This window comes from Plantactinospora soyae, assembly GCF_014874095.1.
Lineage (GTDB): Bacteria > Actinomycetota > Actinomycetes > Mycobacteriales > Micromonosporaceae > Plantactinospora > Plantactinospora soyae.
In genome coordinates, this window is sequence record NZ_JADBEB010000001.1 from 3,237,736 (window position 1) to 3,250,388 (window position 12,653).

Genomic DNA, 12,653 nt, shown 5'->3' on the forward strand with positions numbered 1-12,653 from the left:
GAGATATCTCGTCAGTGGTAGAGGTCGGTCAACCGGCCGGTCCGGAACTCCGGCGGGTCGTGCATCAGGAAGTCGCGGTGGCTGATGTTCCAGGCGTACGCCCCGGCCATCCCGAACGCGATCGTGTCGCCGACCGCGATCCGGCCCGGCGCCGGCAGGTGACCGCCGCCGTCCGGAATCCGGGCCAGCACGTCCTTGGGAGTGCAGAGCTGCCCGACGATCGTCACCGGTCCGGGGCCGGTGACCGGCCGGGCAAACGGGTACGCCCAGTCCGGGCGGGGCAGCACCGTGAACGGCTGCGAATGCTGCTTCGCCGCCGGGGTACGAAGATGGTGCGTGCCGCCGGCCACCACCACGAACCACTCGCCGCCGGCCTCCTTCACGTCCAGCACCTCGGTGAGGTACCAGCCGCAGTGGACGGTCATCGCCCGGCCCGGCTCGATCCGCAGCGTCCGACCGGGGTACGCGGACAGCAGGTCGTCGAGGGCCGAGCCGTACCCGACCCAGTCGAAGCGCGCCTCCGGATCGGTGTAGTCCACCGCCATGCCACCGCCGACGTTCACCTCACTGGCGTCGAGTTCGGCCACCGCCCAGTCGACGACCGCCCGGGCCACCGCGGCCGCAGCCGGTGCCGACAGTCCACTGCCCAGATGCGCGTGCACGCCCCGGACCCGTACCCCGGGAACGTCGAGCCGGGCGGTCTCCCGGGCCTGCTCCGGCGACATCCCGAACGGCGTCGCCCGACCGCCCATCACCAGGACGGCACCGTCGACCGGCACCGGCAGGTTGACCCGGAGCAGCACGTCGGCGACCACGCCCCGGGCCTGCGCGAGCAGACCGAGCCGACGCAGTTCGGTGGGCGACTCGACGTGGAACCGGCGCACCTCGGCGGCAAGCCCGGCGGCCAACTCCGGGTCGGTCTTGCCCGGTCCACCGAACGCGGCCGGTGCGGAACCGGGGAGGACCTCGGCCAGATGGCGTAACTCCCCACCGCTCGCCGCCTCGAACCCGTGCACGTACGGCGCCAGGGTGCGCAGGATCCCCGGGTCGGGATTCGCCTTCATCGCGTACAGCAACTCGACGCCGGCCGGCAGCGCGGACCGGATCGCCGCCGCCGACCCGGCCAGCCCGGCCAGGTCGTAGATGTACGTCGGAGACTGCGGCGCGGCCGGCACGTGCGTGGTCACCAGCGGTCTCCGATGGGGTTGGGGAACGGCAGGTAGCCGGCGTGCCGGTCGGCGGCCCGGCGCCAGCGCACCAGCAGGTTGGCCTTGACCGGCAGCGGTACGCCGGCGAGCAGGGCGCGCAGCCGGGGCGGGTCACCGAGCCGGGCCGACGTCTCCGCGACCACCTCACGCAGTGCCGCCCACAGCTTCGCCTCGACCCCCGGATGGGCGTCGGCCAGGGCGCCGGCCAACTCGACCAGATGGTTGACGAACAGGCAGTAGCTGACCCGGTTGAACGCCTGCTCGGGTTCGTAGCCGATCGCCGACGGCAGCCCGGCGAGCCAGTCGGCCCGGCGATCGACGTCGAGCTTGACGCCCTCCAGGTCGCGCAGCAGCATCCTGACCGGCCAGCGGTCGGCGTTCAGCACGGCGACGACGTTCTGCAGGTGCGCCTCGTGCGCGACGCCGTGAGTCCACCAGAGTTCGAGCACGGCCGGGACCAGTAGTCGGGTGTAGGCGTCCCACCAACCGACCGGATCGGTCACGGCCAGCGGCCCGGCGGCCAGGGCGGCGGCGATCAGCGGCGTCTCACCGTCGGCGAGGTGCGGGCGCAGGCCACCCCGCAGGATCACCCCGTACGTCTCGTCCAGCACCGGCAGGTCGACCGTCCGGTACGCGGGTTCGGGCAGCAGCGCCACGCCGGCCGGCAGGGGCAGGTCGGCGAGGAGTCGGGTGAGCGCGACCGCTCCGGTGAGCTCGTACCGGGCGTTCTTGCGCAGGCAGTTGGTGATCCGTACGTGCAGACTCGTCTTCACGAACAGGTCGGCCCGGGGCGCGTAGAGGGTGCGTACGCTCGCCGTCGGCCGGAGCGTGGCGCCGCTGACACCGAGGTCGCGCAGGCGCGGGTCGAGCGGCCCGGACAGCTCGTACTGCCACGGGTGCACCGGCAGTACGGCGTACCCGGCCGGTGCCGTCGGCGGATCGAGTACGCCGATCAGCTCGTCGAACGGCCCGTCGGAGGCGAGCAGCGATCGGGGTACGGCGATCCAGCGCAGCCGTACGCTGGTCCGCAGTTCGGGCGCGTACGTGTTCCAGGACTCGACGTCCCCGGTCCGCCACTTCGGCGCCGGATGCCGGGGGTGCCCGTGTACGAGCGACTGCTCCGAGTCCACGTAGGAATCGATCACGGCGTCCCCGGTCGGGTCCGGATCGGCGGCCGGACGCAGCCGGAGTACCCGGTCCAGCGCGTCCCGGCTGGCCACCACCTGCCCGGTGAACTCCTCGTTCGGCACCCCGGTACGCAGGGTCAGTTCGTCGGCGACCAGTGTCGCCAGCCCGGCCGCGTCGACCGGCGACCACGTCCCGCCGGAGAGCCGCTGCACCGGCCCCTCGTAGCGGTGCGCGCCCACCTCCGAGACCCGGGCCACCGCACAGCGCAGCAGTACGGCGCTGCGGGGGAGCCGTACCAGGGCATGCCCGTCGGCGAGGCTGGTCTGCCGTTCCGGGCCGGCGACTTCCCGGGCGACGCAGCCGAGCAACGTGTGTGTGCTGGCGACGTCGGCCGCGGGTCGGGACACTGCGGCGGTCATCGACTGCTCCTTGGGGCGACACGGCCGGCCCGGACGGCGATCACCGGTCGGACCGCAGGTAGTTGGGGCCGGTGCGCAGGTAGTACTTGTTGATGTCGGCACAACCGGTGCGATGTTTGGGCAGCAGCGTGCCGGCGGTGACCATCGCCTTGACGGGCAGGCGGTCGGCCGTCAGGACGCGCTCGGTGAGCAGGTCGGCGGCGGCGGTCACGTCCCAGTCGGCCGGTCCACCCGGTCCACCCGGTCCACCCGGTCCACCCGGTCCACCCGGTCCACCCGGTCCACCCGGTCCACCCGGTCCACCCGGTCCACCCGGTCCACCCGGTCCACCCGGTCCGGCCGGTCTGTCCGGTCCACCCGGTCCGGCCTGAGTGGCGGTCCAGCGGTCGCGGGTGGCAACCAGGCGGGTACGCAACGCGGGACCGGGCGCCGGTACCGGCACACCCCGCTCGGCGAGCGCGCGCAGCGGTGCCGCCGCGGCCAGGTGGAGGGTGATCGTGGTGAAGACGTCGGCCAACTCGGTCGGGTCCGTGATCCACATCCGCGCGTCGTGCAGCTCCGGCCCGGTCCGCCGGGCCAGCCTGGCCCCGTCGTTGTCCTTGTAGAGCAGCCGCAGCCCGCCCCCGGTGCCGACAGGATCGAGGACGAGATGGATGTTCTGTTGGTGCGCCTCCAGCGCGATCCCGTGCCGCAGCCAGAGATAGCCGTGCCAGTCGATCAGCAGGTCCAGATAGGCCTCGAGCAGGTGCCCCGGATCCGGTCCGCCGACCCGCTGCGCGACCGTTCCCGCGTCGGGGTCCTCGGCGGCCAGACCGGCGACGGGTACCACCTGGTGACCGGCCAACCCGCTCGGATAGCGGCGGAGCAGGAACGAGCGGACCTCGTTTCCCGCGTGCCCGTGACAGCTCTCGTCGGCGTGCAGGATCCGACCCGCGAACGCCGGTTCGGCGGCGGCGATCCCGGCCAGCAGCCGGTGCAGTTCGGCGCCGTCGACCAGGGTGCCGGGAGCGATCGTCCGGATGTTGCGGGCGCCGAGCGTCGCCGTGGCCAGGGGCAGCTTCAGATGCGTGTACGGGTCGTCCACCAGCGACACCGTCCGGGTCGACAGGGTCGGCCGGACGAGTACCTCGGGCCCGTTTCCGCGTACCGGCAGGCTCAGTCGGTCGGCGGTGACCGGGTGCACCGGCAGCAGCACGGTGTCCGGCGTACCGGCCGGTGGCCACCACAGGGGCAGGGTGCCGGTGAGGGTCACCTCGGTACGCGGCACCGGCAGCCAGCACAGGGCGAACCGGGGGGCGTGCTCCGGGGCGTACCGGAGCAGGTCGGTGTTGCCGAAACCGTGCCGGCACCGGCTGGTCGGATAGACCGGATGGTCGCCACGGGCGGCGAGTACGTCGTCGAGCAGCGCACCCGCCATCCCGGTCGGACCGCCAGGTACGGCGTTCCGGCGCGCGGCGAGGATTTCGGCGTACACCCGGGGGCGGGTCTGGTCGGCGAGCCGCCGCGCGGCGAGGTCGTGCCGGCACTCGGCGCGGAACGCGAGCCAGCCCGCCTCGGCCTCCGGATCGTCGGTCGGGCCGAGGACGTCCAGCAGCCCGTCGAGGGTGTTGACCAGCCGTTTCGTTCCGGTCCCGTCCTCGACCACGAACTCCGGCCGGGCCGTGCGCAGGTCGTGCTGGAATCCGTCCGGCCGGACCGGCAGCCGCAGCCGACCAGCGGCGGTACGGGTCAGCCACCAGCCGTCGCCATCGTGCCGACCGTTGCCGGCCAGGCCGAGATGGTCCTCGCGGAGCAGCGCGTCGAGCACCCGTCGGAAGAGTTCGCGCTCGGGTTCATCGGCTCCGGCTCCGGCTCCGGTCCCCGTCCCGGCCTCGGCTCCGGCTTCGGTCCCGGTCCGGGTTTCGGCGTCGGCTCTGGGGTCGGTGCTTCCCGTCATTCCGGGCTCCTGTGCTGCCGCCCGCTCATTCGCGGATCTCCCAGTGCAGCGCGACCCGGAAGTCCCGCAGGGCCTCCTCGACCGTCTCCGGATCGGGCCCGATGGCGTGCAGCGCCGCCAGGTAGTCGCGGTTCGTCCGGGTCAGCGGTGCGGTGGCGCCGATCGGGCGCAGCGGCCGGCAGCCGAGCCGGACGCCGGCCGGGCCAGGCGTGTCGACTATTCCGGGCGCGGCCAGGAGGGTGCCCGGGCGGTCGGCGCAGACGTACTCGACCCGGGCGTGCCGGGCCAGGGTCGCGGGGTCGGGCAGCGGCGGCAGCGCCGTACCGGCGTGTACCCCGATGACGTACTCGAAGAGGGGCACGTCGAGCAGTTCGGCGAGGACCAGATCCATCCGGTCGCCGATCAGTCGGTAGTTCACCTCGACGAGCCGGGCCCGCCCGTCGGCGACGACGAACTCGGTGTGGCAGGCGCCGAAACCGACGCCGAGCGCGTCGAGTTGGGCGCGTACCTGGTCGAGCACTGTCGACGGTAGCCGCGGTGCCCATTCGAGACTGGCCTCGATGAACGTCGGTGGTGGGCCGAGGCCGGTCCGCCAGGTGCCGAGTACCGCGAGGTCGCTGCCGTCGCCGAGGGTTTCCAGGGTGTGCAGCTCGCCGGTGAGGTACTCCTCGACCAGCAGCGGCAGGTCGGGGCGTCGGGCACGGATCTTGGCGACCCGGTGGCGCAGCTCGGCCGGGTCGCCGACCAGGTAGACGTCCTCGCTCGCCACGCCCTCCCGGGGTTTTACCACTGCGGGGAACGGGATGTTTCCGGCACGCTCGGGGTCGTCGTCCGGGTCGAGGGCCACCGCGGCCACCGTGTCCAGCCCCGCGTCGCCGATGGTACGCCGGGTCAGCCGCTTGTCCTTGGCCCGCAGAGTCGCCCGCCAGTCCTTTCCGGGCAGTCCGAGATACTGCGCGGCGAGCGCGGTGGGCGTCTGGAGGTGGTCGCTGTTGGAGAGCAGAGCGGTGGGCGGATCTGTCCGGTACACCGCGTCGAGTACGGCCCGCACGTCGCGCACGTCCGCTCCGGCCACCTCCGCGTCGCCCGGCAGCGCCGGCCAGGCTCCGGGTTGATCGGTCAGCACCGTCACCGGCAGCCCGAGTCGGGCCGCCGCCGGCAGGAAGCCGTCGAGCACCGAATCGGTGGGATTGAGCGCGGTCAGGTAGAGCCGCACGGATCAGCCTCCTCCGGCGCTGCCGCCCGGGTGCCCGGTGGATCGATCCGGGGCCGGGCGGCAGCGGCGGTCCGCTGGGTGTCTACTTCGCGGCGTCGACCTGGAAGGTCCGCGAGATGTCGTCGAGGACGAAGTGTGCGCCCTGGACCGAGACCGAGGTCATCCAGAGCTCGTCCTTGACCTCGTACAGCCGCTTGGCCTGCACTGCCGCCAGCCGGGTCCAGAGCGGGTTGGCCTCGAACTTCGCCTTGTAGCTCTCCCCGCCGGAGTAGGTGGTGAGGAAGATGTGGTCGCCCTCGGCCAACTCGATCTGTTCCTCGCTGATCTCGGTGGAGAAGGTGTCCTTGTCCTGCGAGGCGGGACGCTTCAGCCCGGCGTCGGCCAGGATGATGCCAATGAACGACGCCTTCGCCATCAGCCGGGTCGGGCCGTCGACGAACCGGACCACCGAGATCGACGGGTTGCCGGCCTTGGCGTTCACCTCGTCGCCGATCTTCTTGGCCCGGGCCTCGTACGCGGAGAGCTGCTGCGCGGCCAGGGTCTCCTCGCCGAGGGCCTGGGCCAGCAGGGTGATGTTGGCCTTCCAGGTCGGGCCGGTGGTCTCGACGAAGACGGTGGGCGCGATCGCGGAGAGCTTGTCGTACAGCGCGTCGTGCCGGACGGTCGCCGAGACGATCAGGTCGGGCCGGAGCGAGGCGATCAGTTCGAGGTTCGGGTTGTCCAGCGGGCCGATGTCCTTGGTGTCCTTGACGGCGTCGCCCAGGTAGTCCGGGAACGTCTTCTGGTTCCGGTAGCTGGCGATGCCGCCGACCAGCGGCCGGCCGAGCAGGACAACCGCCTCCACCAGGCTGTTGTCCAGCGCCACGATCCGCTGCGGCTTGGCCTTGATCTCGGTGCTGCCCTTGTGGTGGGCCACCGTACGGGGGAAGCCGGCGTCGGCGGTGGCGTTGCCCGAGCCCGCCTCGGCCTCTCCACCGGAGTTCGACGAACCGCAGGCCGACAGCCCGACGGCCAGGGCCAGCCCGGTCAGGCCGGCGGCAAGCCGGAAGGCCACCCCGCGACCGCGCGCGAATCGACGCATGAAACGTTCCTCATCTCTACTAAGGTAAGGCTCTCCTACTTCGCAGTTAGGTTAGCCTTGCTCGCCGGGGAAAGAAAACTCGTTGACGATGGAAAAGTGCGAAGCCGATCACGTGTCACCCCTGGTCAGCGCCGAGGACGCCCTTCCGGTACGACGATCGGCGTACCGGCGACCGGGCAGGTGATGATCCGGCAGTCGAGGCCGAACACCTCCCGTACCAGCTCCGGGGTCACCACTTCGGAGGGCGGTCCGGCCGCCACGACTCTGCCGGCCCGCATCGCGACCAGATGGTCCGCGTACCGGCACGCCTGGTTCAGGTCGTGCAGCACCATCACCACCGTGGTGCCGTCCCGGTGGTTCAACTCGGCGACCAGCTCCAGCACGTCCACCTGGTACGCCAGATCCAGATAGGTGGTCGGCTCGTCCAGCAGCAGTACCCGGGTGTCCTGGGCCAGCGCGAGGGCGATCCAGACCCGCTGCCGCTGCCCACCGGAGAGCTCGTCGAGACTCCGGTCCGCCAACTCGGTGGTACCGGTGGCGGCGAGTGCCTCGTCGACGATCCGCTCGTCGGCCCGGGACCACTGCCGCCACCAGTGCTGATGCGGCGTACGCCCCCGGGCCACCAGGTCCCGCACCGTGATCCCGTCCGGCGCGATCGGCGACTGCGGCAACAGCGCCAGCCGACGCGCCAGCTCCCGGCCGGCAAGTCCGGCGATCGGCTCCCCGTCCAACAGCACCGTGCCGGCGCTCGGCGACAGGAGCCGGGCCAGCGCGCGCAGTGCGGTGGACTTCCCACACGCGTTCGGCCCGACCAGTGCGCTGACCTTGCCCGCCGGCACCGCGATGTCCAGCCCCTCGGCCACCACCCGGTCGCCGTAGGCCAACCGGAGATCGCTGCCCAGCAATGCCGTCATCTCATCCTCCAGGTTGGCGGTAAGGAAGGGCCCCTTGTTATCGCTTTCTGTATAAGAAGGGCCCCCTCCTAACACCTCGGGTGTCGAGTTCATCAGCCGGCCCGGCCGACTCGGTTCGCCCGGGTCAGCAGCCACATCAGGTAGGGGGCGCCGACCGCGCCGGTGACCACTCCGACCGGTAGCTCGATCGGGGCGAGCAGCAGCCGGGCCGCCAGATCGGCGCCGAGCATCAGCGCCGCGCCGACGCAGCCGCTGGTCAGCAACGGCAGGTTCGCGGTACCGGTGAGGCGGCGGGCGATCTGCGGCGCGGCGAGCGCCACGAACCCGATCGGACCGGCCGCCGCGGTGGCCACCGCCGCCAGGACGACCGAGGCGAGCAGCAGCACCACCCGGGCCCGATCCACCGGCAAGCCCAGCGCCCGCGCGGTGTCGTCGCCGTACTGGAGCAACTGGTACGGCCGGATCAGGGCGAGCACCACGGGCAGCGTCACCAGCAGGGCCAGCCCGGCCCACCAGGCGTGCTCGAAGCCGCGTCCGTTCAGGCTGCCGGTCAACCACACCATCGCCCGGGACGCCTCGTTGATGTCGGCGCGGGCCAGCAGCCAACTGGTCAGCGCGGTGAGCGCACCCTGCACGCCGATCCCCACCAGTACGAAGCGGAAGCCGGTGATCGCGCCGTCCCGGAACGCCATCGCGTAGATCACTCCGGCGGCCACCAGCGCCCCGACCAGCGCACCGAGCGGCACGCTCGCGTACGACCCGGCGCCGGCAGCGGTCACGCCGCCGATCAGGATCGCGGCCACCCCGCCGGTGCTCGCCCCGGCGGAGATGCCGATCAGGTCCGGACTGGCCAGCGGGTTGCGGGTGACGGCCTGCATCAGCGCCCCGGCCAGCCCGAACGCGAAGCCGACCAGCAGGCCGGTGAGGGCCCGGGGCAGCCGCAGTTCGCGCACGATCAGGGTCGCGTCGGCACCGCCGGTACCGGTCAGGGCGCGGACCACGTCGCCGGCCGGGATCGGGAACTCGCCGATCGAGACCGAGGCGACCAGTCCGGCGGCGGCGAGCACCAGCACGACGGCGAGGACCCCGAGCACCCGGGGCCGGGCGATCCCGCCGAGCCCGGCCACCTCCCAGCCGATCCGGCCGCGCTGTCGTACCGCCCGCTCGCCGGTCGGTGCGGTAGCCGGCGTACCGGTCGGTGTTCCAGCCCGCTCGCCGGTCGGTGCCGTGACGGGCGTACCGGTCGGTCGGGTGCTGCCCGGCTGCTCGGGGAGCCGGAGGCTCATCGGGTCTGCTCCCGGAACCTGCCGCGCTTGACCAGCATGATCAGGAATGGTGCGCCGATCATCGCGGTCACCACGCCGGCCTGTACCTCGCCGGGGTGGTCGAGCAGCCGCCCGAGTGTGTCGGCGCCGAGCAGCAGCGCCGCGCCGGCCAGCCCGGCACCGGGCAACAGCCAGCGCAGGTCGGGACCGGTGAACGGCCGGACCAGGTGCGGCACGACCAGCCCGACGAAGGTCACCGGACCGGCGGCGGCGACCGCCGCACCGGTCAGCAGTACGACGGCGACGGCACCCAGCAGGCGGGTCACCCCGACCCGTACGCCGAGCGAGCCGGCCAGCTCGTCGCCGAGCGCGAGCGCGTTCATCCGGGGAACGATGACCGCGGTGAGCACCAACGCGGCGAGCACGAACGGGGCGAGTTGGCCGGCGAGCGCGCCGTCGCGGCCGGCGAGCGAGCCGACCGCCCAGAACCGGTACTGGTCGAAGGTCCGTACGTCGAGCAGCACCAGCGCGTGGGTGAGACTCATCAGCAGCGCGGTGACCGCCGCTCCGGCCAGGGCGAGCTTGACCGGGGAGGCGCCGCCGCTGTGCGCCGACGCCCGGGCCGCACCGCCGATGGCGTAGACGAGCGCACCCGCCAGGGCGGCTCCGATGAACGCGAACCAGACGTACTGGTAGGGCGAGGTCAGGCCGAACACTCCGATGCTGGCCGCGACGGAGAGGGCGGCACCGGCCGAGACACCGAGCAGACCCGGGTCGCCGAGCGGGTTGCGGGTCAACTCCTGGGCCAGGGTGCCGGCCACCCCCAGGGCGATTCCGACCAGCAGCCCGAGCAGCGTACGCGGGAAGCGGAGCTCGGCGACCAGCAACGCGTCCCCGCTCCGGTCACCGGTCAGCGCCCGCAGGGCCTCGCCCGGCGGTACGTTCTTGGCGCCGATCAGCACGCTCGCCAGGCAGGCGAGTACGACGGCGGCGAACAGCACCAGCACGATCCCGGTGTGTCGGGCGGCCGTACTCCGGGTCGGTTCCGGTGGCGCCTGGCCCGGCGGCGCAGGTTCGCTGATGGTTAGGGGCACCTAAGTAAGATAAGCCACGCCTAAGCAGCAGCTCAGCGGGGTGCCGACGACGTAACGATCACGGCCGGCGGGCGCCCCAAGATCAGGGGCGCCCGCCGGCCGGTTGAGCGTGTCGGTACTCAGGGCTTGAACGCGTCCCGGGTGTCGCGGGCGGCGTCACCGACGTGGTCACCGGCCTGCTTGACGTTGGCCTCGGTCTGCTCGGTCGCGCCCTCAGCCTGGAGCCGCTCGTTGTCGGTCTTGTCCCCGACCTTCTCCTTGGCCATCCCGGCGACTTCCTCGACCTTGTGCCGGATCTTGTCTCCCAAGCTCATCGTGTCCTCCAGGCGTTGCTGAGATACCGTCCGCACCTCGCTGACCTGTTAGTGCCCGGTCGTGCCGGCGCCGAAACGGGCGGGTGCGGGGCGGACGTGGCCGGTGGTCGAAGGAACCGGGCCAGTGCCGAGCGGCCGCGTCGCAGCAGGTCGACCGGCGGTTCTCGTCCGGGCGACGGCATAACTACCGATCGGCGGGGTAGCCACCGACATCGACTCTCTGTCGACAAGGCGTAGAGCTGAGGGGCCCGTGATGACGCGTGACACGAATGCCGGCCCGAGTGGCGACGGGCACCGGTCGAAGACCGAGGTCGCCCGGCAGGGCGCCACCGAAGCCGGACAGCGATTTTCCCAGACAGGCAGCGGGTTGGCGCACAGTGCGGCGGACCGGGGCCGGGACGTAGCTTCGGAAGCCTCCCGACAGGCCCAGGAGCTGATGGGCCAGGCCTCTTCGCAACTGAAGGAACAGGCCGAGGCGCAGCAGCACCGGGCGGCCTCCGGGCTGCACTCGCTCGGCGAGGAACTGCGGGCGATGTCCGACCGTACCGACCGACCGGGTGTCGCCACCGACCTGGTCCGGCACGCGGCCGACCGGGTAAACCAGGCGGCCCAGTGGCTCGACCAGCGGGAACCCGGGATGGTGATGAGCGACGTCCGGGACTATGCCCGCCGCAATCCGGGTCTGTTCCTGGCCGGGGCCGCGGTGGTCGGGGTACTCGCCGGCCGGCTGACCCGGAGTCGGGACGCCCTCCAGGGCGACGGCGGCCAGCCCGACGGCGGGCAGGGCCATCCGGACGGCATGGGCGGTCGGTCCGACAACATGGGCGCCAGGCCGGACGGCATGCGCGGCCAGCCGCAGGTCAGCCCGCCGAATCCCGGTACGTTGCCCGACGCGGAGGCGGGCCAACGGCGCGGATCCGCCGGGGACGGTCGGGCCAACGAGGTACGACGATGAGCGTCTCGGCAGGCGGACTGGGCGCCGACCGGGAGCGGGACCCGTCGCAGGCCTCGATCGGGGAACTGCTCGGCGCGATCACCCGAGACACCTCGACCCTTGTCCGGCAGGAAATCCAACTGGCCAAGGTGGAACTGCGGCAGGAGGTGCGTACCGCGACCCGGGTCGCCGGAATGTTCGGCGGCGCGGCGCTGGGGGCGCTGATGGTGCTGCTGTTCCTGTCGTACGCCCTGTGGTGGGGGTTGGCGAACGTGATGGACCAGGGCTGGGCGGCGTTGGTCGTCGCGGCGGTCTGGGCACTGATCGCCGGAGTCCTGGTGGCGGTGGCCCGACGACAGGTCCGTGGCCTACAGACCCTGCCGCAGACGGCGGAGACGATCCGGCGGGTACCGGCTGCGGTCCGGGGCCGGACACAGCAGCGATCGGGGGGAGAACGATGAGTACCGACCCGAGTCAGATCCGGGCGAACATCGAGAGGACCCAGGATGATCTGGGCGGCAACGTGAACGCGCTCGGCGACCGGATGAACCCGCGCGCCGCCGCGCGCCGACAGGCAGGCAAGGTGCGCGGCACCTGGCAGCGGATCAGGGACAACGTCATGGGCAGCGCCTCACACGCCCGGGAGGACATGATGGGCGCCGGATCGCAGGCCAGAGAGGGCGCCCAGCACGCCCGCGAGGGTGTGCGGCACGCCAGCGAAGCCTCCCGGGACCGGATCTCCGCCGCCTCCGCGTCGGCCGGTGACCGGATGCACACGATGGGGCAGCAGGCAAGGCAGCAGACCGAGGGTCATCCGCTGGCCGCCGGTCTGGTCGCGTTCGGGCTCGGTGTGCTCGCCTCGTCGCTGCTGCCGGCGAGCCAGCCGGAACGCCGGATGGCCGGGCAGCTCCGGAACAAGGTCGCCGAGCACTCCGACGAGCTGAAGCAGCAGGCCACCGGGATGGCCCGGCAGACGCAGGAGAATCTCCGCGAGCCGGCCCAACGGGCTGCGGAGTCGGTCAAGTCCAAGGCCAGCCAGCATGCGAGCGGCATGCGTGACCAGGCCCGCTCATCGGCGCAGGACCTCCGTGGCCAGGCCCAGGAAACCGCGAGCGAGGTACGACGCCACTGATCGGACGAGCAC

At 72.3% G+C, this 12,653-nt stretch carries 12 protein-coding genes; 3 read left to right on the forward strand and 9 right to left on the reverse strand.

The window, feature by feature from the left end:
• Positions 1-11 precede the first annotated feature (11 nt).
• The 9 genes from H4W31_RS14490 to H4W31_RS14535 form a co-directional block, all read right to left on the reverse strand.
• Positions 12-1,187 (reverse strand): type III PLP-dependent enzyme domain-containing protein, encoded by a 1,176-nt coding sequence (locus tag H4W31_RS14490; RefSeq protein ID WP_318783197.1) that lies wholly within the window; start codon positions 1,185-1,187, stop codon positions 12-14.
• Positions 1,184-2,755 (reverse strand): IucA/IucC family protein, encoded by a 1,572-nt coding sequence (locus H4W31_RS14495; protein WP_192767142.1) that lies wholly within the window; start codon positions 2,753-2,755, stop codon positions 1,184-1,186. Before H4W31_RS14495 ends, H4W31_RS14490 begins: the two co-directional genes overlap by 4 nt.
• Before the next feature lie 40 nt (positions 2,756-2,795).
• Positions 2,796-4,691, reverse strand: coding sequence for an IucA/IucC family protein (locus H4W31_RS43745; RefSeq protein ID WP_264084069.1), 1,896 nt, complete (start codon positions 4,689-4,691; stop codon positions 2,796-2,798).
• A 25-nt stretch (positions 4,692-4,716) separates the two neighbouring features.
• The gene (locus H4W31_RS14510) at positions 4,717-5,907 is read right to left on the reverse strand and encodes an ATP-grasp domain-containing protein (RefSeq protein WP_192767143.1); all 1,191 of its coding nucleotides are present in this window, start codon (positions 5,905-5,907) and stop codon (positions 4,717-4,719) included.
• Positions 5,908-5,989: 82 nt separating this feature from the next.
• Entirely contained in the window at positions 5,990-6,988 is a 999-nt protein-coding gene (locus tag H4W31_RS14515) for an ABC transporter substrate-binding protein (RefSeq protein WP_192767144.1), read from the reverse strand.
• Between the two features lie 125 nt (positions 6,989-7,113).
• On the reverse strand, positions 7,114-7,902 hold the full coding sequence (locus tag H4W31_RS14520) for an ABC transporter ATP-binding protein (RefSeq protein WP_192767145.1): 789 nt from the start codon (positions 7,900-7,902) through the stop codon (positions 7,114-7,116).
• Positions 7,903-7,994: 92 nt separating this feature from the next.
• Positions 7,995-9,188 (reverse strand): FecCD family ABC transporter permease, encoded by a 1,194-nt coding sequence (locus tag H4W31_RS14525; RefSeq protein ID WP_192767146.1) that lies wholly within the window; start codon positions 9,186-9,188, stop codon positions 7,995-7,997.
• Entirely contained in the window at positions 9,185-10,261 is a 1,077-nt protein-coding gene (locus H4W31_RS14530) for a FecCD family ABC transporter permease (protein ID WP_318783198.1), read from the reverse strand. The genes H4W31_RS14525 and H4W31_RS14530 overlap by 4 nt, the downstream gene beginning before the upstream one ends.
• 119 nt (positions 10,262-10,380) lie before the next feature.
• The gene (locus H4W31_RS14535; RefSeq protein ID WP_192767147.1) at positions 10,381-10,575 is read right to left on the reverse strand and encodes a CsbD family protein; all 195 of its coding nucleotides are present in this window, start codon (positions 10,573-10,575) and stop codon (positions 10,381-10,383) included.
• A 253-nt stretch (positions 10,576-10,828) separates the two neighbouring features.
• On the opposite strand from H4W31_RS14535, the gene H4W31_RS14540 reads away from it, so the two are divergent.
• From H4W31_RS14540 to H4W31_RS14550, 3 genes are read left to right on the forward strand one after another with little or no spacing between them, the layout of a single operon-like run.
• Complete coding sequence (locus H4W31_RS14540; protein WP_192767148.1) at positions 10,829-11,530, forward strand: hypothetical protein; 702 nt, start codon at positions 10,829-10,831, stop codon at positions 11,528-11,530.
• Positions 11,527-11,970, forward strand: a complete 444-nt coding sequence (locus H4W31_RS14545; protein ID WP_192767149.1) for a phage holin family protein — start codon at positions 11,527-11,529, stop codon at positions 11,968-11,970. The genes H4W31_RS14540 and H4W31_RS14545 overlap by 4 nt, the downstream gene beginning before the upstream one ends.
• Positions 11,967-12,641, forward strand: coding sequence for a DUF3618 domain-containing protein (locus H4W31_RS14550; RefSeq protein ID WP_192767150.1), 675 nt, complete (start codon positions 11,967-11,969; stop codon positions 12,639-12,641). The genes H4W31_RS14545 and H4W31_RS14550 overlap by 4 nt, the downstream gene beginning before the upstream one ends.
• The last annotated feature ends 12 nt before the right edge of the window (positions 12,642-12,653 follow it).

Excerpts from the sequence above, each read along its gene's own strand:
- H4W31_RS14495 (WP_192767142.1), bottom strand. The coding sequence starts at position 2,755 with ATGACCGCCGCAGTGTCCCGACCCGCGGCCGACGTCGCCAGCACACAC.
- H4W31_RS43745 (WP_264084069.1), bottom strand. The coding sequence starts at position 4,691 with ATGACGGGAAGCACCGACCCCAGAGCCGACGCCGAAACCCGGACCGGG.
- H4W31_RS14515 (WP_192767144.1), bottom strand. The coding sequence starts at position 6,988 with ATGCGTCGATTCGCGCGCGGTCGCGGGGTGGCCTTCCGGCTTGCCGCC.
- H4W31_RS14520 (WP_192767145.1), bottom strand. The coding sequence starts at position 7,902 with ATGACGGCATTGCTGGGCAGCGATCTCCGGTTGGCCTACGGCGACCGG.
- H4W31_RS14525 (WP_192767146.1), bottom strand. The coding sequence starts at position 9,188 with ATGAGCCTCCGGCTCCCCGAGCAGCCGGGCAGCACCCGACCGACCGGT.
- H4W31_RS14535 (WP_192767147.1), bottom strand. The coding sequence starts at position 10,575 with ATGAGCTTGGGAGACAAGATCCGGCACAAGGTCGAGGAAGTCGCCGGG.
- H4W31_RS14540 (WP_192767148.1), top strand. The coding sequence starts at position 10,829 with ATGACGCGTGACACGAATGCCGGCCCGAGTGGCGACGGGCACCGGTCG.
- H4W31_RS14545 (WP_192767149.1), top strand. The coding sequence starts at position 11,527 with ATGAGCGTCTCGGCAGGCGGACTGGGCGCCGACCGGGAGCGGGACCCG.
- H4W31_RS14550 (WP_192767150.1), top strand. The coding sequence starts at position 11,967 with ATGAGTACCGACCCGAGTCAGATCCGGGCGAACATCGAGAGGACCCAG.